This window comes from Pseudomonas laurylsulfatiphila (assembly GCF_002934665.1).
GTDB lineage: Bacteria > Pseudomonadota > Gammaproteobacteria > Pseudomonadales > Pseudomonadaceae > Aquipseudomonas > Aquipseudomonas laurylsulfatiphila.
Genome location: NZ_NIRS01000001.1, coordinates 742,984 through 764,861 on the forward strand (window position 1 = coordinate 742,984; position 21,878 = coordinate 764,861).

A 21,878-nucleotide genomic window follows, 5' to 3' on the forward strand; every position below is an offset into this window, starting at 1 on the left:
TCAAGCTCCAGTGAGGGGCAAGGGCGCGCGCTCGGAAACCAGCTTCGCCTCACGCAACGCCTGCCAGAAAGCAGCGGGAATCACCGCCGACAACGCGGCCACGTCTTCGGCAATCCGCTGCGGACGGCTGGAACCCGGAATCACCGCGGCGACTGCCGGGTTAGCCAGCGAAAACTGCAAGGCTGCGGCCTTGACGTCGACGCCATGGGCCGCCGCGATACGCTTGATCCGCTCGACCTTGTCGATGATCGCCGGGCTGGCCTGCTGGTATTCGAAGTGCGCGCCACCGGCCAGGATGCCCGAGCTGTAAGGACCGCCGACCACGATTTCGACATGCTGCGCCAGGGCGGCGTCCATCAAACGCTGCAAGGCGCGATCATGGTCGAGAAGAGTGTAGCGACCCGCCAGCAGAAAACCGTCCGGTTGCGCCTCGCTCAGATCAAGGGTCAGCTCGCAGGGTTCGACCTTGTTCACGCCCAGGCCCCAGCCCTTGATCACGCCTTCTTCGCGCAAGCGTGTCAGCACTTTGAACGCGCCGGTGCGGGCCTGGTTGAAGTACTCCAGCCATTGGTCGCCATAGAAATCCTGGGCGATATCGTGGACCCAGACGATGTCCAGGCGATCGGTTTGCAGGCGCTTGAGGCTGTCTTCGATGGAGCGCAGGGTCGCGTCGGCGCTGTAGTCGTTGACGATTTTGTTCGGCAGGCCGTGCTCGAACACCCCGCTCTTCTCGCCCAAGTCACGGGCGGCGGTGTCTTCGACTTCATCGAGGATCACCCGGCCGACCTTGCTGCTCAGTACATAGTCGTCGCGGTTGTAGCGGGCCAAAGCGGCGCCGAGGCGAATTTCCGACAGGCCGGAACCGTAGAACGGCGCGGTATCGAAGTAACGGACACCGGCGTCCCAGGCGGCATGGACGGTGGCCATCGCCTCGTCTTCGGGAATGGCGCGGAACATGTTGCCCAGTGGTGCGGTGCCCAAGCCCAGCGCGCCGGGCAGTTTGTCTTTCAAGCTCATGAATGAGTCCTCTTGAGTATCAGGTCAACCTGTAGGAGCCGGCTTGCCGGCGATGGCGCCGGAACAGCCGAAGCAGGTGTCGCCTGACGAACCGCTATCGCCGGCAAGCCGGCTCCTACAGAGGGTCACCTCGTTGCAGGTGACCGTTGAGCCGATCCTAGATTGCGAGTATCGGACCGTCCAAGACATAATGTGCAGCACTTGAGTCCCTGAAGGTCTGACATGATCGACATCCGCCAATTGCGCTACTTCGTCGCCGTCGCCGAGGAAGAACACGTCGGGCGCGCCGCCGAACGCCTGCACATTTCCCAGTCGCCCCTGAGCCGGCAGATCGCCCAGCTCGAAGAGCGCCTGGGCCTGACCCTGTTCGAGCGCAGCCAGCAACGCATCCGTCTGACCCGCGACGGCCAGACTTTCCTCGCCGAAACCCGCGCCCTGCTGACCCACGCCAATCGCCTGGAATCCCTCGGCAAACGCCTGGGGCGCGGCGAGGAAGGCGGCCTGTGCATCGGCTACATCGAAAATGCCATGCACGCCGGCGTGCTGCCCAATGCCTTGCGCGTGCTGCGGGTCAACCGCCCGAACGTCCACGTGGCGCTGTACAACCTGCGCTCGGCCGAACAACTCGAAGGCTTGCGCCAGCGTAGCCTGGACATCGCCCTGGTCAGCGAACCACCGACCGAAGACGACCCGGACCTGCTGGGCTTCCAGGTGCTGGACGACCCGATGCTGCTGGCCCTGCCCGAGCACCATCCGCTGGCACAGCAGACCGTGCTGACCCCGGCAGACCTCGCCGGTCAGGAGTGGATTGGCGTGCAACACCAGAATGTCGCCAGCCGCGAAAATTTCGTCAGCGCCTGCATCCGCGCCGGCTTCACCCCGGATATCCGCATGGAAGCCACCGGCCCGTTCACCGCAATGGCACTGGTGGCCTCGGGACTGGGCATCGCCATGATCCAGAAAGGCTTGAGCCGCAACGCACCGCCGGGCGTGGTGCTGCGGGAAGTGCCGTGGATTTCCCTCACCCGACCGCTGTGGGCGGCGTGGCACCGGATCAATTTGCGACCGTTGGTGGAGACCTTCAGGAAGGTGCTGACGGAACCAGAATCGATTGATTGAAACCTGTGGCGAGGGAGCTTGCTCCCGCCGGGTCGCGCAGCGGCCCCAAAACCTGTCACCGCGCATTGTCAGGTAGCCGGCAGGTCTCTGGATCAACTCGATCGGTCAAACTCCGGAGTTGCTGCGCCTTTTTTGTCGCGGACGGTGGCCTCCTTGAACCAACCTGCAGGCGCAAGGGGGCGTTTAATTGGATGGGGCAGCACTGATGGGGCAGAACTTTCGTGCCCGGATTTCTTCGAACTAGTACGGGTTTGTCCCGGCGTGCCACTGCTGCTGATGGGCTTTTAAACTACTGCGATGGATATAAGTGCTATCACAAGTCGTACATTTGAAAGGTCGCTCTCCGGTGTGTGTTCGTTCGTGGAGCTTCAAATCATTGCGCTGTATAAACTTTTTGTCGCAAGTCGAACATCTGAAGGGTTTATCTTCGGTGTGGGTTAGTTCGTGGCGCCTCAAAGTTGTGGCCGTTTTCAAACTTTTTCCACAAGTCGTACATTGGAAAGATTTTTCTTCGGTGTGGGTTAGTTCGTGGGCCGTCAAACCTCCAGCGCGTGTAAAATCTTTGCCGCAAATCCTACATATGAAAGGTTTTTCTCCGGTGTGGGTCCGTTTGTGGCCCTCAAAATTTCCAGTGTGTGTAAAATCCCTGCCACAATACGGACAGCTCAGTCTATGACTATCGGCACGCATCGGCCCCGTAAGCCGCAGCCGAGGTTGAGGGTTGAGGTTTAAGATTTGAACTCCATGCTCCGCCCAAATAACGCCAGGTGCATCCGTCCGCATCCCGAAAGGCACGAAAAGAACAGGCAAGGTTCCCATCGGGTCACGTTTCAATATGTCGAGTAGATCGTCAAACTGAACCATTACATCGATCTCAGGTGATCCCTGCTCCGGAAAACTATTGATCAGATGTAGAAATTCCGCTGCGGGGGTTCGAAGCGACTCGACAACAGCACGAGCATTTGCGTCGCCTCGCGCAAAGTCTTCCGCGAGCGATTCGATGAATCCCAGCATTTCCGGTACTGAGACCTCCTCCTCCCGCCCATCTCTGTCCTCCTTCCCCCGCCCATCCCCGTCCGCATACCGCAGCGGCGAATTCCCGACAAAACAGTACAGGTTCAACCCGTCCACCTCCCCCGCCGGGTCCGGATTGATCCAGCAGTGCTGCCACTCGGCGTAATACCGATAACCGTAGTAATACAGCCCGGTCGCATCGCGTTCCTTGCCCGAATACCCTCGCGTCTTGTACGTCGCCTTGGCCCCGTCATGCGCAACCCACCAGGCCCGGCCGCCAAACGGCAGATAGCCTTCATCACTCAACACCGCGCCCCGCTCATCCAGTTCCAGCAGGCTCGAACCCAGATGATCGTTGAGGCTGTAACTCAAGTGATCATTGTCGACACCGGACGGCGGTGGGCCCACCCAATGCTGCAAGCGCACGCTGTTGCGCCCGGCCTCGACGGCTATCACGTGGTGCTCCCGGCCGTTGGCGCCTCGGTGGATCTCCACACCGGGCAGGTAGCGCACTTCGCTGATCACCGTACGGCCTGAGGTCAGTGCGCAGCGCACCTTGCGCAGGCGTTTGCCGCCACCGCCGTAGCGGTACAGCTCGGTGTCGTGCGGCGCGTCTTCGCGGGTGACCGGGGTCACCTGGCTCAGCTGGTTGCGTGCATCCCAGTGCATCGACTGACCGCGCAACAACTCGGCCTGGTTGCCGTTGCCATCGAATGCCCGGGCAAAGTCTGGCGGACCGTCGCCGTCGTGACGGATCAGGCTGCGGTTGCTCTGCGCCGCCACGGCCCAACGCCGGGTGAAGGCTTGCACGCCCAGGTGCCGAAGTTCCAACGGATTGTCGCCCGCGTCGTAATCGTATTCTTCGCGATAGTTGACCAGCGCAGCGGGATCATTGGCCGCGCGCAGGACCTCCCGCCCGGTGGCGCTGACCAGGCGATAGCGGCTGTCGTAGCCATAAGTGCTGACCGGGTCGACACGCTGATTCTTGAAATGGCGCGTGGCTTTGGACAGGTCAGCGATGCGCACGACATTGCCAACCGGGTCGTAGTCATACTGCAGATCCTGGTGCCACGGCTGTCCGGGCAGGCCGGCGCTCAAGCGTTGCAGACGTGCGTCCTCCGCTCGAAACACGGCGCAGGTGATCACCCCGTTACCCGCCGTTTCCTGTTCCACCTGACCACCGGCGCTGTAGCGAATGTCACCCACCAGTTGCACCTCATCGCCCCCCGCCCGCTGCAAGTACACCGCCTGCAACTGGCCGGCACAGGTGCGACGCAAACGCCGGCGGTTAAGCAGGGCATCGGTTTGCGTCACGACCTCGCCCAACGCGTCATGGCTCCAGCGACTGTCCAGACCCGGCGCGGTTTCGAGCAGGGCGTCACGGGCCTCGACGTCCGCGGGCCAGTTCGCCGGCTCCAGGGACTGCAGGAAGTGGCTGGTTTCCAGCAAAGGGTTACCGTGCAGGTCGTAATCGGGCATGTGCCGGGTGGTGCTCGGGTCATCGTGGCGGATCAATTGCCCGCACTGGTTGCGGGCACTGCCGCCGGGGTCGCCGTAGAGAAAACGCTCGACCACCCGCGGCGCCTCCCCGCCGAGTCGCTCGGTAATGACGACAGGGCGCAGTTGTTCATCGTAGTCGCGTTGCTGATGGCTTCGGCTGTCCCAGCGCTCCAACGTTTGAGCAGCCTGCCCCGGCAGCGCCAGCACCCACCCGGCATCGACGCTGGTGCGCAGCAACTCGACCCCCGATACGCTGTGAAGGGACACGCGATTTGGCCCAAGGCCCTGATCCCACAGCCTGGGATCGCAACGCTCGACTTCACGGCCCACGGGATCGAACGCCGTCCGGCTGATATGCGGCTGAGCCGGTTGGCCCACCTCGGAACGGCAGTAGGCAACAGCGCGCACCGCCAGACCTCGCGGGTCGACGACCGCAAGGCTGGGTGTATGGCTGTGCAGGCCGAGGTTGTTCATGCCGCTTAAGTAGCACGCGGAAGTAGCGCTGACTACTGACAGAAATAACAGGTGTCGCTTGCCGGTGAGGGGTCAACGCCAGACACAGAGGTAAGGAATACCCAATAACCTTGTGGGAGCGGCGGTGCGCCGATCCGATTTGCCCGCGATGACAGCCAACATACCTGGCGCCTGACACTCCGCCATCGCGAGCAGGCTCGCTCCTACAGGGTTTGGTGCTTTACTGAGAAGACTCAAAATCCCACCGAGAACCCCGGCATGAACCGCAACGACCTGCGCCGCGTGGACATGAACCTGCTGGTGATTTTCGAAACCCTGATGTTCGAGAAGAACCTGACCCGGGCCGGGGAAAAGCTGTTCCTCGGTCAACCCGCTGTCAGTGCGTCGCTGGCCAAGTTGCGCGATCTGTTCGACGACCCGTTGCTGGTGCGCAACGGTCGAACCCTGGAGCCGACCCCGCGGGCGTTGCAGATTCTCAAGGAATTGCAGCCGGCGATGGACACCATTTCCGGGGCGGTCAGCCGGGCCAAGGATTTCGAGCCCTCCACCAGTCGCGATGTGTTTCGCATCGGCTTGTCCGACGACGCCGAGTTCGGGCTGTTTCCGCCGCTGCTCAAGCAGATTCGCGAGGAGGCGCAGAACGTTGTGGTGGTGGTGCGCCGGGTGAATTTCCTGCTGATGTCGTCGATGCTGGCCAGCGGCGAGATTTCCGTCGGCATCAGCTACACCACGGAATTACCAGCCAACGCCAAGCGCAAGAAACTGCGCGACCTGAGTGTAAAGATCCTGCGCGGCGATGACCGTCCCGGTCCGTTGACCCTCGACGAGTTCTGCGAACGCCCTCACGCACTGGTGTCGTTTTCCGGGGATCTGAGCGGTGCCATCGACAATGACCTGGCCCGCATCGGCCGTTCGCGCCGGGTGGTGCTGGCGGTGCCACAGTTCGCGGGTTTGCGGGCGTTGCTGGCGGGTACTGATATGCTCGCCACCGTACCGGATTACGCGGCCAGTGCGCTGATCGAAGGCAGCAACCAGTTACGGGCAGACGATGCGCCCTTTGAGATCAACCTGTCCGAACTGTCGATGGTCTGGAACGGGGTCAACGATAACGATCCGGCAGAACGCTGGTTGCGCTCGAAAATTGCACAGCACATGGCGGCGCCACCGTCGGGGCATTGATCGACTGCAGGAGCACCGGCTCGGATTCGCGCAGGTACACCGGCATGTCGGTCACCGGTGGCATGGCCGGAATCTCGAAGTACATCTGCACCACCCAGCCACGGTGATAGCTGGCGTGGTTGACCACATGCATCAGCATCGCGCCGGCGCTCATGGTGCCACTTTCGCCCGAGACAAAGGTGAACTCCACAGGCTTGTCCAGGGAGGCATCGGTTTGCCGGGCGCTCCAGTCGCAGTACCAGCGATCGATCTCTTTTTGCGCCTGGCGCAGTTCGAACAGGTCGGCATGCAACAGATCGTGCGAGGTCTTGAAGCCATGTCCCCGGCCTTCAAGGTGCGCCCGCCAGATGCAATCCACCACGTAGACATGATTGAGGGTGCCGATCATGTTGTTGAACACCGACACCCGTTGTTTTTTGACTTCGCCCGGGGGAAGTGCCGCAAGGCTGTCAAACAGACGTTGATTGGCCCAGCGTTTGTAATCGGCCAGCAGGCAGGCAGTGCGTACGGTGATCATCAGAGGTCTCCGATGGCAGTAAGCGCACTCCCTAGCATAGACCCGATGCCCACAAGGCAGGGCCAGCACTGATCATCGGTCGTCGAGGCGTTTCACCACGTACTCGGCAAGCGCCAGGCAACTGGTCAGCCCCGGTGACTCGATGCCGAACAGATTCACCAGCCCCGGCACGCCATGTTCGGCGCATCCGCTGACGAGAAAATCGGCGGCCGGCTCGGTCGGTCCGCTGATTTTCGGGCGAATGCCGCTGTAGGCCGGTTGCAGGCTGTTGTCCGGCAAACCCGGCCAATAACGGCGGATCGCCTGATAGAAGCCCTCGGCCCGACGGGGTTCGACGCGGTAATCAATGTGCTCGACCCATTCGACATCCGGCCCGAAGCGCGCCTGGCCGCCCAGGTCCAGGGTCATGTGCACGCCCAGTCCCGCACTCTCCGGGGCCGGATACACCAGGTGCCGAAAGGGTGCCCGGCCGCTGAAACTGAAATAGCTGCCCTTGCACAGATGCGCCTGGGGAACGCACTGTTCAGGCAGGCCGACGATAGCGCGCGCCACCTCCGGAGCGGACAGCCCCGCGCAGTTGATCACTTCGCGGCAGCGCAGGGTCATGGGTTGGCTGCCGCCCATGTGCAGCTCGAAACCCTGGTCGATGCACAGGGCCGACAGCAACGGCGTGTGCAAGGCCAACGTCGCACCGAACTGCTCGGCGTCGCCCTGAAGTGCCAGCATCAGCCCGTGGGAATCGACGATGCCGGTGGAGGGCGACCACAGTGCCGCGACGCAGGACAACGCCGGTTCAAGCTCCCGGGCCTGTGCGCTGTCGAGCCATTGCAGGTCATCGACACCATTAAGCCGCCCTTGCTCCAACAGACGCTGCAACGCCGATTGCTGTTGCGCATCGGTGGCCACGATCAGCTTGCCGACGCGCCGGTATTCAACGGCGTGCTCATCGCAAAAAGCGTAAAGACGCTGCTTGCCGTCCACGCACAGTTGCGCCTTGAGGCTGCCTTCCGGGTAATAGATACCGGCATGAATCACTTCCGAGTTGCGCGAGCTGATGCCCGTGCCGATGCCCGTCCCGGCCTCGACCACCAGCACGTCCCGCCCGCTCATGGCCAGGCACCTGGCCACCGCCAACCCGACGACGCCGGCCCCAATCACCACGCTTTGAATATCGACGTTCAACGACCCCGCCCTCCCATACCGGTTCTCGCCGACAATGCCTCGCAGCTCTCGTCACAGACGTCACGGAACTCTCGTCGACTGCCACGTATCCTAAACTATGTGATACATCCCTTATGCTTCATGCAGTCGGAGGATACCGTCATGCGCCGCCTATTTATCATCTCTGCACTGGTACTTTGTTTGCCCGCAGGTTCGGCTCTGGCCAAAGTGGATGCCGGTGACGTCGCCACTTCCGCCGGGGTTTCCGCCTCGCTGTACTCAACGTTCAAAGACCACAAACTCATGATTCCCGCCCGCGATGACGCCTCCAGCTTCGTCGCCAGCGGCGGTGCGATTCGTGGTGCTTATCTGGAAGCGGTATTGAAAAAAATCCGTCAGGACAATCCCGCCCTCAATAACGCAAGCGACGAAGACCTGGCCCGTGCCATCCTCGTCCAGGAAGGCGTTGCCACCGATCACTGAAGACCGTCATCGCCAGCGGTAGGGCTTGTGACACCGGGATAGCGTTTCCAGCCCTGCCTTGCGTGCGTGCCAGTGGACATGCGTGCCCACCCGGCCACGAGCTGCGCGTTGATACTCACCCCGCCGCACACCACGATCACCACGTCATGGGCGTCGGCAATCGCCGGGTGATCCAGGTAGGCGATCGCCAATGAAACGCCGCACGCCGGCTCGACCAGCTGACGCAAATCATTGGCGTAACGCACCACGCCCATGATCGCCTCATCATCACTGAGCACCACGCACTCATAGGGGAAATCGTCGATGTGCCTGACCGGCCAGGCGGCCACTTGCGCGGCCCCCAGGGACGTAGCGACCGTGTCGATTTTCGGCAGTCTGACCGGGTGCCCGGCCGCCACCGCCGCGGCAAATGACGCCGCGCCTTCGGTTTCGCAGGCGACGATGCGGCAATCGGTGTGCCGATGACGAATCAGCCCGGTGAGCAGCCCGGCCAGCAAGCCACCGCCGCCCACCGATGCCACCAGCACATCCACTGGCGGGCAGTCGGCAAGGATCTCATCGACCATCGTGCTGTGCCCTTCCCACAACACCGGGTGGTCGAAGGCCGGCACGAATTCGCTGCGTGGGTCCTGGGCGAGTTCCCGGGCCCATTGATTGGCTTCGTCCCAGACTTTGCCGTGCTCGATCACCTCGGCGCCGGTCTTGCTGATCCGCGCCCGGGTGCTGTGCGGGGTGGTGTGCGGCACCACGATGCAGGCCTTGAGCCCCAGGCAGGCGGCGGCCATGGCCGTGGCCAGTCCCGCGTTACCGCCGGAGGGACAGACCACCTTGCGCTTGCCCTGCTGCGCCGCCCGGCTGCACAGCAAGCCGATGCCGCGTATTTTGAACGAGCCGCCAGGTTGCAGATTTTCCAGTTTCAGCCAGATACGGCGGGTCGGGGTCGACAGGCCGGGGTGCAGGATCAAAGGTGTGCGGATATGAAGCATGTCGGTTCCTGTTACACGCCACCGGCTCGCCGAACAAGTCGACGAGCCAGCGGTGAACGGTCCTCTCATGCAAGTTTAGTTCACCCGGTCCGGGGACAGTCTCAGCGATAACGCGGCGCCGCCACGCTGTTGCCAAACAACCCGGACAGCGTCTTGCGCTGGGCTTCGTGACGATCCCACTGGCCGCCATCGTGCAGGCCCGGGATGGTCACCGTTTCACCGGCCGCCAGGCCAGCGAGCGCGGCATCGACCATGTCTTCGGCGGACATCACGATCTCCTGCGGCAGGTTTTCCACCGGGTTGCCGGCCTCGCTCCAGAAATCGGTGGCGGTCGCCCCCGGCAACACCGCCTGGACGCGTATGCCTTTGTCCGCCAGTTCATGCTGCATCGACTGGCTCAGGGCCAGGACGAACGACTTGGTCCCGCCGTACACGCCGTTGAGGATTTCCGGGGCGATGGCGACGATTGAGGCGATATTGATCACGGTGCCGGCGCCCCGGGCAACGAAGCCGGGTACAGCGGCGTAGGCCAGGCGCATCAACGCCGTCACGTTGAGGCTGACCATCGCTTCCATGTCGTCCACGGGGCTGGCGAGCAGCGGCATGACGCCACCGACCCCGGCGTTGTTGACCAGCAAGGTGATGCTGGCGTCGTTGCGCAGGATCTGTTCGACCCGCAGCGAATCCGCCTTGTTCGTCAGGTCGGCGACCACCACCTCCACGGTGCGCCCGGTCTGGTCGCTCAGATGGTTGGCCAAGGCATTGAGTCTGCCCCGGCTGCGGGCCACCAGGATCAGGTCGTAACCCTGGCGGGCCAGGCGGTCGGCATACACCGCGCCGATGCCCGAAGAAGCGCCGGTGATCAGTGCAGTGCCTTTGGATGAGAGAGCCATGGTGCAATTCCTCTAGGGTGAGGCGAGAGATTCGCCGGGTGCCGTCCGTTATAAAGGGACTTACGCCCGTCTCAAATGACGTTTAAAGTACGTTTTTCGGACATACCGTTTGAGGACAGGCCGATGATCAGCGTGGCGTTCGTGGTTTTCGAGGGTTTCCAGTCCATGGCGCTGGCCGCCATGCCGGTGTTCGAATACGCCAATTTCAGTGCCGCACAGACCCTGTATGACGTACGCGTGCTGTCGGAAAACGGTCACACCCTGCGCGCCTCGGGTGGCTTGAGCGTTTGCACCGAGGCCTTCGACGGGCGCGTGTTCGACACGGTCATCGTGGTCGGCGGCGATTCGATCGTCGAACAGGCGCCCGAGGCCGTGCTGGGCTACCTGAAGGCCAGCATCCACAGCGCGCGCCGCACGGCGTCGATCTGCTCCGGGGCGTTCGTCATGGCCCAGGCCGGCTTGCTCGACGGACGGCGGGCCACCACCCACTGGGCCTACGCCCGGGAACTGCAGGCGCGGTTTCCGGCGATCAATGTCGAGGCGGATCGCATCTACGTGATCGACGGTTCGATCTGGACGTCCGCCGGCATGACCGCGGGTATCGACCTCGCACTGGCGATGGTGGAAAAGGACCACGGCGCCGAGCTGGCCCGGGCCGTGGCGCAGAAACTGGTGATGTACCACCGCCGCGCCGGCGGCCAGTCGCAGCATTCGGCGCTGTTGGAACTGGCGCCGAAATCCGACCGCATCCAGACCGTGCTCGGCTACGCCCGGGAACACCTCGCCCAGCCCCTTTCGGTGGAACAACTGGCACAAGTGGCCAACCTCAGCCCCCGGCAATTCAGCCGGGCGTTTCGCGCCGAAACCGGGCAATCTCCGGCCAAGGCCATCGAGAACCTGCGTCTGGAAGCGGCGCGACAGCTGCTCGAGCGCGGACGCCTGACCCTCGACCAGATCGCCCTGGAAACCGGGTTCACTGACCGCCGACGCATGCGCGAGACCTTCCTGCGGGTGTTCGGACAACCGCCCCAGGTGATCCGGCGCAATGCGCGGGCGGATATGCTCGTGTAGGAGCCGGCTTGCCGGCGATAGCCTCAGAAAGATGTGTTGAGTCTGGAAATGCCATCGCTGGCAAGTCGGACGCATCGCAGCTCCTACAATGAAGGGAGGTTCTATTGCGCGTATGAGGTAGTGATGAAAATCTCGGCCAAACTGGCGTTTTTCGCCATCGTCAGCACCCTCGCCTACCTCGCCCTGGCGATCTGGGCACTGGGCGGTTTCGCGGCTTACTTCAGCCACGGCTCACTGGTCGTCATTGCCCTGGCCACCCTGGTCATGGCCGTCGCATCGCTGTTCACCGAGGTCAACCTGAGTTCGGGAGAACGCGAAGACCGGGCCAATCGCTGGGTCCTCCCGGTCTTCGGTGTGATCGGCGTGCTGAGCGGCTTTCTGCCGGCCTATACCGACCGCATCGATTTCTGGACGTTTGGAGGTGAAGGCGTGCGCTGGCTCGGGGCACTGTTGTTCATCGCGGGCGGCGCGCTGCGGTTGTGGCCGGTATTTGTGCTGGGCAAGCGCTTCAGCGGGCTGGTGGCGATCCAGCCGGGGCATCGACTGGTCACCGAGGGCATTTACCGGCGCCTGCGCAACCCCAGTTACTTGGGGATGATGGTCATCGCCGTGGGCTGGGCGCTGGCGTTTCGCTCGGGGGTCGGTCTACTGCTGGCGGCGTTGACCCTGATCCCGCTGATTGCCCGGATACACTCGGAAGAGGCCTTGCTCAGGGCGCAGTTCGGCAGCGAATACGAAGCCTATTGCGCCCGCACCTGGCGGTTGGTTCCGGGACTTTACTGAAGCAACGCAGGACCCTGTGGGAGCGGGCTTGCTCGCGAAAGCGGTGTGTCAGTCGACATCTGTATTGCCTGACACACCGCTTTCGCGAGCAAGCCCGCTCCCACATTAGACGGCGTGCAGGCGCAGACCTTCGGCATCCACCTGAACCCGGACCCGGTCATAGTCAACCAAGGTCCCATGCAATGTCTCGATCGGCTGCTCATGGGTCGCCGTGACAATCACCAAATCCGCCCCCGCCGCTTCAGCCGCCAGAATCCCCACCGTGGCATCTTCAAAAACCAGGCACTGCCCAGGCTCCACGCCCAGGCGTCGGGCCGCGAGTCGATACCCCGCGGGGTCAGGCTTGCCGACCGTGACGTCCTCAGCAGTCACCATAACCTCAGGTTCGGGAATCCCCGCCGCCGCCATCCGCCGCAACGCCAGCTCCCGTGGGGCGGAGGTGACGATGGCCCACTGATGAGCTGGCAGTGACTTGAGAAAATCCGCCGCGCCCGCCACTTCGTATACCCCGTCGACGTCGTCGATTTCCGCTTCGGTGATCCACGCGGCTTCGGCCTCGGCATCCACCCCGGGCAAGCCCAGGCGCCTGATGGTGTCGATGGCGCGGGCGCCGTGAATGGTCGGCAGGAAGGACTCGACATCGACCCCATGGCGCACGGCCCAGGTGGTCCAGACCCGCTCGGCAGCGGCAATGGACGTCAGGACGGTGCCGTCCATGTCGAACAGAAAGGCACGGTAAGTCGAGTTGAATACAGGGTGATCGGACAAGGAAAGGAACCTCGCAGCTGCCGGACGGATTTGCCCGGCAATGTAGCATCTGCGAACGGCTCAGTTGAGTCGTTTGGACTTGAAGGTCTGGCTCACACAATCGAGCAGCCCACCAATCATCCAGGGCTTTTTGATGAACGAGACCGCGTGCCGCACGCCTGAGCTTTCAGGAGTTTCGAAGCCGGACATGATCATGATCGGCTTGTCCGGCCAGCGATCGCCGAACTGGTTGGCGAGGTCCGCGCCATTGAGGGTGCCGGGCATGGTGATGTCTGTCAGCAGCATGCCCACCTGCGGCGCATGCTGTTCCAGATAGATCGCTGCCGCGTCTGCACTGATGTGCGGCTCGACGACAAACCCCTCCTCCTGAAGAATCTCACAGAGAAACTCCAGGATCAGCGGGTCGTCCTCGACCACCAGAATCAACCCGCCAGGACGATGTCCGTCCGCCGTCGGTACTCGACTCATGACCGTGTCGCTCCCTGATTGCCTCAATGATTTCGCGGAATTGGATCCGCTGCCTATAAAGGTATGAGCAGCGCAGACCGCGGAAATTCATTTTTGATACAGCCAGGTGACCGGCATCACGCGTCCTGCAGGATCAGGTCGGCGCCCTTTTCCGCCACCATCAACACAGCGGCGTGGGTGTTGCCCGACGTCACGTTGGGGAATATCGACGCATCGACGATGCGCAAACCGTCCAGCCCGTGGACCTTGAGGCGCTTGTCCACCACCGACTTCTGCTCGTCCTGGCCCATGGCGCAGGAACCGCACAAGTGGTAGATCGAGCCGCTGTTTTCGCGGAAGTACTGCAGCATCTGCTCGTCGGTTTCGACCACCGGTCCCGGCAACACCTCTTCGACGGTGATGCCCTTGAGCGCCGGCGCCTGCATGATCTTGCGCATCAGGCGACTGCCCTGGATCACCTCGTCGATGTCCTTCTGGGTGCTCAGGTAATTGGGGTCGATCAGCGCCGCATCCCGCGGGTTTTTCGAGGCGATTTCGATATGCCCGCGACTGGTCGGCCGGCACGGGTTGAAACACAGCAGGAAGCCTGAGTAAGGCTCCGGCTTGAGACTGGCCTTGTTGTTCTTCGGGATCTGATACGACAGCGGGTTGAAGTACAGCTGCAAATTCGGGTTGGTCTGCTGCGCGTCGCCACGGAAGAACCCGCCGGCCTGGTTAACGCTCATCGCCAGCGCGCCCTTGCGGGTAAACAGGTACTTCAGGCCTAGCTTGAACTGGCCGAACAGCGAACTGAGCTGGTCGTTCAGCGTCGGGATGTTGGCCTTGTAGTAGTAACTGGCGCACAGGTGGTCCTGCAGATTCTGCCCCACCGCCGGCAGGTGCTTGACCAGCGGGATGTTGTGTCTGGCCAGCAGCGCCTGATCGGCCACGCCGGACAGTTGCAGGATCTTCGGCGTGTCCACGGCACCGGCGCAGAGGATTACTTCCTTGTTGGCTCTGAAGGTGCGCACCACGCCGTGCTGGGTGATGGAGACCCCGGTAGCGCGTTGCCGGTCGTCGAACAGGACCCGGTCGACCAGGGCAAAATGCTCGACCGTCAGGTTCGGCCGGCTCAATGCCGGGTGCAAATGGGCGAAGCTGCTGGAGCAGCGCTGGCCGTCGCGGGTGTTGACGTCGTAGATGCCCGCACCTTCGAATTTCGGCCCGTTGAAGTCGTCGCTGATGGGGTAGCCCAGTTCGTCGCAGCCCTTGAGGAACACATCGCAGATCGGATGGGTCTGGCCCTTCATCGGGGTGATGCTGATCGGGCCGCTGCCACCGTGGTAATCGCTGTCACCCAGCGGATGGTTTTCCAGCTTGCGAAAGTACGGCAGCACGTCCTTGAAGCCCCAGCCGTCGTTGCCGTTGGCCGCCCAGTCATCGAAGTCATGAGCCTGGCCACGCACGTAGATCATCGCGTTGATCGAGCCCGAACCACCCTGCACCTTGCCGCGCGGGGCATAGATCTCACGGTTGTTCAGTTGCTTTTGCGGGCGGCTGTAGTACATCCAGTTGAAGGTCGGGTTGTAATACATTTTGGCGAAGCCGACCGGGATCTTGAACCAGAAGGACGAGTCTTTCCCGCCCGCTTCCAGCAGCAGCACCGTGTGTTTCCCGGAAGCCGAGAGGCGATTGGCCAGAACGCAGCCTGCTGCGCCGGCGCCAGCGATGATGTAGTCGTATGTCATGCACGGTTACCGCGTAAGTCGTTGTACAAAAAAACCGCGCCTCCCCCTGTAGGAGCTGTCGAGTGCAACGAGGCTGCGATCTTTTGATTTTTCAAAGCAAGATCAAAAGATCGCAGCCTGCGGCAGCTCCTACAGGGGGATTGCGCCCTCTCCCGTCAGCCCCTGGCCGGCGAAGTGTCTTTGACATCCGCCGGAGTCGGCGCCATTTGCAGGTGCAACCGTTCACCGGTGTACGGCGAATGCTTGCGCACCACGTCCATGTTCAGCTCCACGCCCAGCCCCGGCTCGGTGGACGGGATGATGTAGCCGTCCTCCCACTGCAAGGGTTTGGTCAGGACTTCGGCATGGAAACCACCCCAGGTCATGATGCTTTCCTGGATCAGGAAGTTCGGCGTGCAGGTCGCCAACTGGAAACTCGCCGCCGCGCCGATCGGTCCGTTGTAGAGGTGCGGGGCGATCTGCGCGTAATACGCCTCGGCCATGCTCGCGATCTTCTTCGCTTCCAGCAGACCACCGCAGCGTGCGACGTTCATTTGCAGGATCGACGCGCCGCCGGCCTGCAGCAGCTTGAAGAATTCGTACTTGGTGGTCAGGCGTTCACCGGTGGCGATCGGGATGCTGGTCTTGGCCGCGACTTGCGCCATCGCATCTTCCTGGCCTGGCGGCACCGGCTCTTCGAACCACAGCGGGTCGTACTTCTCCAGGCGCTTGGCCAGGCGAATGGCCGAGGACGGCACCATCTGCCCGTGGGTGCCGAACAGCAGGTCGCACTTGTCGCCCACCGCTTCGCGGATCTTGCGGCAGAAGGTTTCGCAGCGCTCCAGCACTTCCAGGGAGATCTGGTGACCGGAGTACGCGGTGTACGGCCCGGCCGGGTCGAACTTCACGGCGGTGAAGCCTTTGTTCATGTTTTCGATGGCGCACTCGGCGGCCAGGTCCGGGTCGTCGTAGTCATACTCGCCCTTGCTGTTGACCGGGTACAGGTAGGTGTAGGAACGCAGCTTTTCGTGGACCTTGCCCCCGAGCAACTCGTAGACCGGTTTGTTCGCCGCCTTGCCGATGATGTCCCAGCAGGCCATCTCCAGACCGCTGACCACGCCCATCATGGTCAGGTCCGGGCGCTGGGTGAAGCCGCTCGAATAGGCCTGACGGAAAAAGCGTTCGATGTGGTGCGGGTCCTGGTTCAGCAGGTAGCGTTCGAACACGTCTTCGATGATCGGCAGCATGGCCTTGGGGCCGAAGGTCGCGGCGTAGATTTCGCCGACGCCTTCGATGCCGCAGTCGGTCTTGATCTTGACGAACAGCCAGTACATCCCGCCGATGTGCGGTGGCGGAACGGCAACGATATGGGTTTCAAGGGCGACGATTTTCATCTCAGGCACCTGTCTTCTTATTCATGGATTTACGATTGATGCGCGCACGCAGCGTGAGGGCCGCCAGGGTCCCGAGCAGGCCGACGAACGCGATGTAGCCGAAATACAGCTTGTAGCCAAAGGCACCGGGGAAATGCTCGGTGAGGTAGCCGTTGATCAAGGGAATGAAGGCATCCGGCAGGTAACCCACTACCGAGACGATGCCGATGGCCAGGCCGGTGATGCGCAGCGGAATGTTGCAGGTGTCCAGGATCGCCCAGTACAGCCCGCGAATGGCGTAGGTCATCAGGCCGATGAAAATCACCGTGCCGATCAGCAGGCCGAGGCTGTTGAGGGCCGGGAACACGATCAGGCCGATCATCGCCAGGGAAGCGAGGAACAACGCGACGACCAGTACCGAAATGTTGGAGAACTTGTCACCCAGCCAACCACCGCCGATGCCGCCGATGGGGCGCATCCACAGCTTGATGGTGGTGATGGTGCCGGCCATGACCGCGGTCATGCCGCCGCCCTGCAGGTAATCGGAGAAACTGTAGGTGGCCCAGAAGATGTGGTAACCGCAGAACACAATGGCGGTGACCAGCCACAGTTCAGGAATTTTCACCAAGGTGGTCAAGTCGCTGAGCAGGTTGAACTTGCCCTTCTCCACCGCCGGCGTGTCTTCCATGGCCTTCGGGTCCTTGATCAGCACCAGCACGCAGCCGATGGCGATACAGGTGAAGGAATACAGGTAGACCACGTGCTTGAAGCCTTCGGCCACAGACTCGCCACGGGTTTCGGTGGCGAAGGCGAACAGCGCCAGGGCGACGGTTGCCAGCAGGGCCTCCACCAGACCGCGACCGCCGTCGAGGATGCCGAAGAACCGACCCTGCTCGGTGTGATGAGCAATCATCTTCACCCGCTTGAGCACCGAGGCCCAGAAGGTCAAACCGGTGGTCAGGCCCCAGCAACCGAAGATGATCATCAAACCGGTCATCGACGGCGCGGTGGAGTACCACAGCCCCAGGGCGCCGGTGGCCACCAGCGAGAAGAAAATCAGGAAGCGCGGTGCGATGCGATCCGCCAGCCAGCCGCTGGGCAAATACGAGAGCAGAAAGATCGTGCCGAGCATCGAGTACAGGTAGCCCAGCTCGCTGTGGTTGATCTGGAACACTTCGAGCATGGTGGTCTGGTAGACCTGGCGCAGGTACAGGATCGGATAGATCGCACCGGCGGCGAGCACCAACAGCATCAGTTGGAAATAACGACTTCCCTTGTCGCTTTGGCTTTTTGAACCCGCGTTCGAACCCTGAACAGCGGCAACAGTGGTTGCAGGCTTGGACATTTTGAGAAACCTCGGGCAGCCCGGTGTCCGGGAGCCCCTGAATAATTGTTTTTATAAGTGCAGCGTGAGGCGTGTTGCCAGTGGATCAATACTTCATCACCACCAGACGGGTCTGGGTGAATTCGAGCATGCCGTGCTTGCCGTCATCGCCGCCCAGGCCCGAGCGTTTCCAGCCGGCGTGGAAGCCCTGGTACGGGTCGGCCGGGGTGCGATTGACGTACAGCTCGCCGGCCTCGATGGCGTTGGCGACTTTCTGCGCGGTGCGATAGTTCTCGGTGTACAGCACCGACGACAGGCCGAACTGATGGTCGTTGGCCATGGCCAGGGCTTCGTCGATGTCGCGGTACCTGAGCACCGGCAGCACCGGGCCGAAGATTTCTTCCTGGATGATTTCCATGTCCTGGCGGCAGCCACTGAGCAGGGTCGGCGGATAGAAATGGCCCTTGCCTTCAGGCAGCACGCCGCCGGTTTCCAGCACCGCGCCGTCGGCGATGGCGCGCTCGACCATGGCATGGATGTTCTGCTGCGAACTGGCGTTGACCAGTGGCCCCATCAGGCTGGCATCGGTGGCGCGGTCGCCGAATTTCACGGCACTGATTTTCTCTTTCAACAGGCCGAGGAATTGGTCGTAGACGCTTTCCTGCACATAGACCCGCTCCACCGCCGTGCACAACTGGCCACAGTGGGTGGTCTTGGAGGCGACGATTGCAGTGGCGGCGGCTTCGAGATCGGCGTCGGCCTCGATGATCGCCGGGGTCTTGCCGCCCAGTTCCAGGGACGGCTTGGCGATGTTGGCCTTGCAGTAATCGAGCACGATGCGCCCGGCGTTGACGCTGCCGGTCAGGGTGATCAGGCCCACGGCTTTGTGGGTGCAAACCGTGGCGGCGGTGGCGTGATCCATGGTCAGGATATTGATCACGCCCGCCGGCATGCCGGATTGCTGTACAGCCTTGGCGATTTCGAAGGCCGAGGTCGGCGTGTTGTTGCTCGGGCGTACGACCACGGTGTTGCCGGCGATCAGCGCCGGGGCGATCTTGCGCAGCAGGGTGTAGACCGGGTAATTGAACGGGATCAGGCAGGCGACCACGCCAATCGGCTCGCGATGCAGAAAGAGGTTTTCGTTCGGTGTGTCGCTGGGAATGATCTCGCCTTCGATGCGGCGCGCCCATTCGGCGTGATAACGGGTGATCTGCGCAGCGTAACGGGCTTCGTTGCTGGCATCGCTCACGCTTTTGCCGGACTCGGCGGCCAGGGCTTCACCAATGTTCTCGGCGCAGGCTTCCAGGGCATCGGCGAAGGCGCGCAGGTGTTCGGCGCGCTCGATGCTGGTCAGCTTGCCCCAGGTTTTCTGCGCCGCTGCGGCCGCTTCGACGGCAACCGTGGCTTCGTCGCTGGTGGCGGCCGAGACGTGGCCTATCAGCGCTTCGGTGGCCGGATTGTAGACGGCGATCAGCGCAGCGCTGGCCGGCTCATTGAATTGCCCGTTAACAAAGTTTCGCTCGAGTCGCATGTGCATCGCCCATCGTTGTTTTTATCCAGTTCGAGCAGTCTTGGCATCCGACGCGAGTTGGACAAACGATTTATTGAGCGAGATAACATTCAAAAAACGCACGTTACCCTGTAGGAGCTGCCGCAGGCTGCGATCTTTTGATCCTGGCTTTTAAAAGCAAGATCAAAAGATCGCAGCCTGCGGCAGCTCCTACAGGGGGGGTTGGGGGTTCAGGTGACGGCGGTGGAGGGTTCGAGCTGCCTCTGCGCCAACCAGATTTCTTCCTGCAACCACTGGCTGAACACCTGCAACTGCGCCAGTGACTGTTCCGGCCGGGTCACCAGCCAATACGACTGATGGCCTTCGACATGCACGTTAAGCACCTGGGTCAGCTGCCCGCTGGCCAGCTCTGGCGCGACCATGTGCCAGTCGGCGATGGTGATGCCCAGACCATCGATGGCCGCGCGGATCGCCAGGTCGAGCAGGTCGAATTCATAACCGCCCTGGGTGTCGACGCCGCTGATGCGCGCCGCGTCCAGCCAGTGTTTCCAGGTCAGGTAGCGCTGGTCTTCCCGGGCCAGTACATGCAGCAGCGTCAGGCGATTGAAGTCGATACCCTGCTCGCTCCACTCCCGCGCATACAGCGATGGCGCGCACACCGCGATGTGCCGCTCCTTGAAGAGTAACGAGCTGTCCAGGCCGTCCCATTCGCCGTTGCCGAACCGGATCGCGCAGTCCAGCGTGCTGGTTTCCGCCAGGCTGTCCTGCAGGCGCGTGGTGATGCTCAGTTCCAGCTCTGGATGCTTCTCGCGCAGGCGCCCCAGGCGCGGCATCAGCCAGCGGTTGGTGAAGGTCGGCGGCGCGTTGATGTGCAGGCGGTTGGCATGGGATTTCTGCTGGATGCTGCGCACCGTCAGCTCTATCTTGTCGAAGGATTGGTGCAATGCCCGCAGCAAAACCCGGCCGGCGCTGGTCAGTTCGAGGTGATGGTGACGGCGCTTCAGCAGGTTTTCACCCAGTTGCTCTTCCAGCTGCCGCACCTGGCGACTGACCGCGCTCTGGGTGACGTTGAGCAGTTCGGCGGCGCGGGTGAAGCTGCCTGTGCTACCGGCCACTTCGAACGCTTTGAGCGCATTCAGGCCGGGCATTTTGCGTTTCATGAAAGGCTCTCAAGGACCAGTGACAGGGCGCAAGGATCCCATGGCGGCGATGCATTGTCCTACAGGATTTTTTCAGTAACATGCGTTCGAGGAAGGTTTCAGCGGATTTTTAATCGTTTGTTCATCGCAGCTCAGATCGCAAGACTGGCCGGCATCTCAAATAAAAATAACCGAGAGCTGCCACATGCCCTTCCCTGTTTCCCTGCGCTTCAGTCCTTTGTACCTCGCTCTACTCTGCACCTTTGCGGCCCCGGCCATGGCCGTGCAAGTCACCGACAACCTCGACCTTGGCGGCGCCGTCCGTGCCCGTTGGGACTACGACCCGGATCGCGATATCCAGAAATTCGGCCTGGACACCGTATTCCTCAGTGCCAAGTACAACTCCGACACCTGGATCGGTGAGGCCCAGTACCGTTTCTACGGCCGCTCCTATCCCTACCAGTACACCAGGAACTACGGCGACATCCAGTTCGCCAAGTACGCGTGGGCCGGCTACAGGTTCAACCCCGACCAGCAGGTGCAAGTGGGCCTGAACTCGGTGCCGTTCGGACTGCAGCCATACTTCGGCAGCACCTTCTACGAAACCCTGGGCAACGTCATCGGCCTGGAAGACGTGCAGCAGGTCGGCGCCAAGTACATCCAGCAAAGCGGCGACTGGAACGTCCAGGCCGGTTACTACCTGCGTCCGGCCTGGCAAGGCAAGGGCACCAGCAACGGCGTCACCTACTCCAGCGTGGTGTCGGAAGCCGACAGCTACGTGACCGACGGCAGCGACAACCAGGAACGCCACACCGTGGTGCTGCGCGTGGCCAGGGCGCTGGACCTGGGACCATGGAAATCCGAGGTCGGCCTGTCCGGCCTGACGTCGAACATTCAAAACCGCGACACCGACAAAGACGGCCGGCGCAATGCCGTCGCACTGCACTACCTGGGCAAGAACGGCCCCTGGGGCGTGCAGTTGCAGGCAGCGCGCCAGCAGATGTCTCCACGCAACCCCGGCACCGATGAACTGGTGACTTTCGGCGGTTACGACGGCACCTACAACGTCGCCAGCCGCGGCAACCTGTACGTGGCGGACCTCAGCTATGACGTGGCCGGCAAGTACCTGTTCGACCAGATCAGCGGGGTCAAGCTCTACGCCAACTACAGCGCCTTCGACAAATCCGCCGATGACTTCAAGACCTCCGAGCGGGCGATCCTCGGTACTTCGTTCTCGTTCAGCAAATTGTGGATCGCCACGGAATGGATATTCGGCAAGAACGATCCGTACATTGGTGGCAGCAGCTACACCCAGAGTCTTGGGGCGGGTGGGACGGGTCATTGGGAGAATCAGTTGTACATGAACATCGGGTACTACTTCTGATCCGGAGGT

The 21,878-nt window shown here is 62.2% G+C and carries 19 protein-coding genes; 6 read left to right on the forward strand and 13 right to left on the reverse strand.

Annotated features, from left to right (window positions below; genetic code table 11):
* Nucleotides 1–1,017: an aldo/keto reductase gene (locus CD175_RS03465; RefSeq protein ID WP_104447673.1), complete on the reverse strand. Its 1,017-nt coding sequence runs from the start codon at nucleotides 1,015–1,017 to the stop codon at nucleotides 1–3.
* Nucleotides 1,018–1,239: 222 nt separating this feature from the next.
* Between CD175_RS03465 and CD175_RS03470 the strand changes: the two genes are divergently transcribed.
* A complete protein-coding gene (locus CD175_RS03470; protein WP_104447674.1) occupies nucleotides 1,240–2,136 on the forward strand; it encodes a LysR substrate-binding domain-containing protein in 897 nt (298 codons plus the stop codon).
* Nucleotides 2,137–2,376: 240 nt separating this feature from the next.
* On the opposite strand, the gene CD175_RS03475 is transcribed toward CD175_RS03470, so the two are convergent.
* On the reverse strand, nucleotides 2,377–5,124 hold the full coding sequence (locus CD175_RS03475) for a C2H2-type zinc finger protein (protein ID WP_104447675.1): 2,748 nt from the start codon (nucleotides 5,122–5,124) through the stop codon (nucleotides 2,377–2,379).
* Nucleotides 5,125–5,382: 258 nt separating this feature from the next.
* Between CD175_RS03475 and CD175_RS03480 the strand changes: the two genes are divergently transcribed.
* Nucleotides 5,383–6,303, forward strand: coding sequence for a LysR substrate-binding domain-containing protein (locus CD175_RS03480; RefSeq protein ID WP_104447676.1), 921 nt, complete (start codon nucleotides 5,383–5,385; stop codon nucleotides 6,301–6,303).
* Here CD175_RS03480 and CD175_RS03485 read toward each other — a convergent pair.
* Both CD175_RS03485 and CD175_RS03490 read right to left on the reverse strand, forming a co-directional pair.
* A complete protein-coding gene (locus tag CD175_RS03485) occupies nucleotides 6,224–6,820 on the reverse strand; it encodes a DinB family protein (protein ID WP_104447677.1) in 597 nt (198 codons plus the stop codon). The two genes, CD175_RS03480 and CD175_RS03485, sit on opposite strands and share 80 nt — an antisense overlap.
* Before the next feature lie 72 nt (nucleotides 6,821–6,892).
* Nucleotides 6,893–8,002, reverse strand: a complete 1,110-nt coding sequence (locus tag CD175_RS03490) for an NAD(P)/FAD-dependent oxidoreductase (protein WP_104447678.1) — start codon at nucleotides 8,000–8,002, stop codon at nucleotides 6,893–6,895.
* A 141-nt stretch (nucleotides 8,003–8,143) separates the two neighbouring features.
* Here CD175_RS03490 and CD175_RS03495 point away from each other — a divergent pair, with 141 nt between their 5' ends.
* Nucleotides 8,144–8,464: a DUF2388 domain-containing protein gene (locus CD175_RS03495; RefSeq protein WP_007973734.1), complete on the forward strand. Its 321-nt coding sequence runs from the start codon at nucleotides 8,144–8,146 to the stop codon at nucleotides 8,462–8,464.
* On the opposite strand, the gene CD175_RS03500 is transcribed toward CD175_RS03495, so the two are convergent.
* Both CD175_RS03500 and CD175_RS03505 read right to left on the reverse strand, forming a co-directional pair.
* On the reverse strand, nucleotides 8,458–9,450 hold the full coding sequence (locus CD175_RS03500; RefSeq protein ID WP_104447679.1) for a pyridoxal-phosphate dependent enzyme: 993 nt from the start codon (nucleotides 9,448–9,450) through the stop codon (nucleotides 8,458–8,460). The two genes, CD175_RS03495 and CD175_RS03500, sit on opposite strands and share 7 nt — an antisense overlap.
* 101 nt (nucleotides 9,451–9,551) lie before the next feature.
* A complete protein-coding gene (locus CD175_RS03505; RefSeq protein WP_104447680.1) occupies nucleotides 9,552–10,343 on the reverse strand; it encodes an SDR family NAD(P)-dependent oxidoreductase in 792 nt (263 codons plus the stop codon).
* Nucleotides 10,344–10,466: 123 nt separating this feature from the next.
* Between CD175_RS03505 and CD175_RS03510 the strand changes: the two genes are divergently transcribed.
* Nucleotides 10,467–11,414 carry a GlxA family transcriptional regulator gene (locus CD175_RS03510; protein ID WP_104447681.1) on the forward strand — a complete coding sequence of 316 codons (948 nt, stop codon included), beginning with the start codon at nucleotides 10,467–10,469 and terminating at the stop codon, nucleotides 11,412–11,414.
* A 123-nt stretch (nucleotides 11,415–11,537) separates the two neighbouring features.
* A complete protein-coding gene (locus CD175_RS03515) occupies nucleotides 11,538–12,197 on the forward strand; it encodes a methyltransferase family protein (protein ID WP_104447682.1) in 660 nt (219 codons plus the stop codon).
* 105 nt (nucleotides 12,198–12,302) lie between these two features.
* Here CD175_RS03515 and CD175_RS03525 read toward each other — a convergent pair whose 3' ends face one another.
* From CD175_RS03525 to CD175_RS03560, 7 genes are all read right to left on the reverse strand, one after another.
* Entirely contained in the window at nucleotides 12,303–12,965 is a 663-nt protein-coding gene (locus tag CD175_RS03525) for an HAD family hydrolase (RefSeq protein WP_104447684.1), read from the reverse strand.
* 60 nt (nucleotides 12,966–13,025) lie between these two features.
* The gene (locus CD175_RS03530; RefSeq protein WP_104447685.1) at nucleotides 13,026–13,433 is read right to left on the reverse strand and encodes a response regulator; all 408 of its coding nucleotides are present in this window, start codon (nucleotides 13,431–13,433) and stop codon (nucleotides 13,026–13,028) included.
* Nucleotides 13,434–13,549: 116 nt separating this feature from the next.
* Nucleotides 13,550–15,160, reverse strand: coding sequence for a GMC family oxidoreductase (locus CD175_RS03535; protein ID WP_104447686.1), 1,611 nt, complete (start codon nucleotides 15,158–15,160; stop codon nucleotides 13,550–13,552).
* Nucleotides 15,161–15,315: 155 nt separating this feature from the next.
* Entirely contained in the window at nucleotides 15,316–16,533 is a 1,218-nt protein-coding gene (locus tag CD175_RS03540; protein WP_102701959.1) for a mandelate racemase/muconate lactonizing enzyme family protein, read from the reverse strand.
* Nucleotide 16,534: 1 nt separating this feature from the next.
* Entirely contained in the window at nucleotides 16,535–17,857 is a 1,323-nt protein-coding gene (locus CD175_RS03545; RefSeq protein WP_104447687.1) for an MFS transporter, read from the reverse strand.
* An 85-nt stretch (nucleotides 17,858–17,942) separates the two neighbouring features.
* Nucleotides 17,943–19,367, reverse strand: coding sequence for an aldehyde dehydrogenase (aldA, locus tag CD175_RS03550; protein WP_104448072.1), 1,425 nt, complete (start codon nucleotides 19,365–19,367; stop codon nucleotides 17,943–17,945).
* Nucleotides 19,368–19,576: 209 nt separating this feature from the next.
* Nucleotides 19,577–20,506, reverse strand: a complete 930-nt coding sequence (locus tag CD175_RS03560; protein ID WP_104447688.1) for a LysR substrate-binding domain-containing protein — start codon at nucleotides 20,504–20,506, stop codon at nucleotides 19,577–19,579.
* A 184-nt stretch (nucleotides 20,507–20,690) separates the two neighbouring features.
* Here CD175_RS03560 and CD175_RS03565 point away from each other — a divergent pair, with 184 nt between their 5' ends.
* Nucleotides 20,691–21,869, forward strand: coding sequence for a hypothetical protein (locus tag CD175_RS03565; protein WP_104447689.1), 1,179 nt, complete (start codon nucleotides 20,691–20,693; stop codon nucleotides 21,867–21,869).
* The last annotated feature ends 9 nt before the right edge of the window (nucleotides 21,870–21,878 follow it).

Excerpts from the sequence above, each read along its gene's own strand:
- CD175_RS03465 (WP_104447673.1), bottom strand. The coding sequence starts at position 1,017 with ATGAGCTTGAAAGACAAACTGCCCGGCGCGCTGGGCTTGGGCACCGCA.
- CD175_RS03470 (WP_104447674.1), top strand. The coding sequence starts at position 1,240 with ATGATCGACATCCGCCAATTGCGCTACTTCGTCGCCGTCGCCGAGGAA.
- CD175_RS03475 (WP_104447675.1), bottom strand. The coding sequence starts at position 5,124 with ATGAACAACCTCGGCCTGCACAGCCATACACCCAGCCTTGCGGTCGTC.
- CD175_RS03480 (WP_104447676.1), top strand. The coding sequence starts at position 5,383 with ATGAACCGCAACGACCTGCGCCGCGTGGACATGAACCTGCTGGTGATT.
- CD175_RS03485 (WP_104447677.1), bottom strand. The coding sequence starts at position 6,820 with ATGATCACCGTACGCACTGCCTGCCTGCTGGCCGATTACAAACGCTGG.
- CD175_RS03495 (WP_007973734.1), top strand. The coding sequence starts at position 8,144 with ATGCGCCGCCTATTTATCATCTCTGCACTGGTACTTTGTTTGCCCGCA.
- CD175_RS03500 (WP_104447679.1), bottom strand. The coding sequence starts at position 9,450 with ATGCTTCATATCCGCACACCTTTGATCCTGCACCCCGGCCTGTCGACC.
- CD175_RS03505 (WP_104447680.1), bottom strand. The coding sequence starts at position 10,343 with ATGGCTCTCTCATCCAAAGGCACTGCACTGATCACCGGCGCTTCTTCG.
- CD175_RS03510 (WP_104447681.1), top strand. The coding sequence starts at position 10,467 with ATGATCAGCGTGGCGTTCGTGGTTTTCGAGGGTTTCCAGTCCATGGCG.
- CD175_RS03515 (WP_104447682.1), top strand. The coding sequence starts at position 11,538 with ATGAAAATCTCGGCCAAACTGGCGTTTTTCGCCATCGTCAGCACCCTC.
- CD175_RS03530 (WP_104447685.1), bottom strand. The coding sequence starts at position 13,433 with ATGAGTCGAGTACCGACGGCGGACGGACATCGTCCTGGCGGGTTGATT.
- CD175_RS03535 (WP_104447686.1), bottom strand. The coding sequence starts at position 15,160 with ATGACATACGACTACATCATCGCTGGCGCCGGCGCAGCAGGCTGCGTT.
- CD175_RS03540 (WP_102701959.1), bottom strand. The coding sequence starts at position 16,533 with ATGAAAATCGTCGCCCTTGAAACCCATATCGTTGCCGTTCCGCCACCG.
- CD175_RS03545 (WP_104447687.1), bottom strand. The coding sequence starts at position 17,857 with ATGTCCAAGCCTGCAACCACTGTTGCCGCTGTTCAGGGTTCGAACGCG.
- aldA (WP_104448072.1), bottom strand. The coding sequence starts at position 19,367 with ATGCGACTCGAGCGAAACTTTGTTAACGGGCAATTCAATGAGCCGGCC.
- CD175_RS03560 (WP_104447688.1), bottom strand. The coding sequence starts at position 20,506 with ATGAAACGCAAAATGCCCGGCCTGAATGCGCTCAAAGCGTTCGAAGTG.
- CD175_RS03565 (WP_104447689.1), top strand. The coding sequence starts at position 20,691 with ATGCCCTTCCCTGTTTCCCTGCGCTTCAGTCCTTTGTACCTCGCTCTA.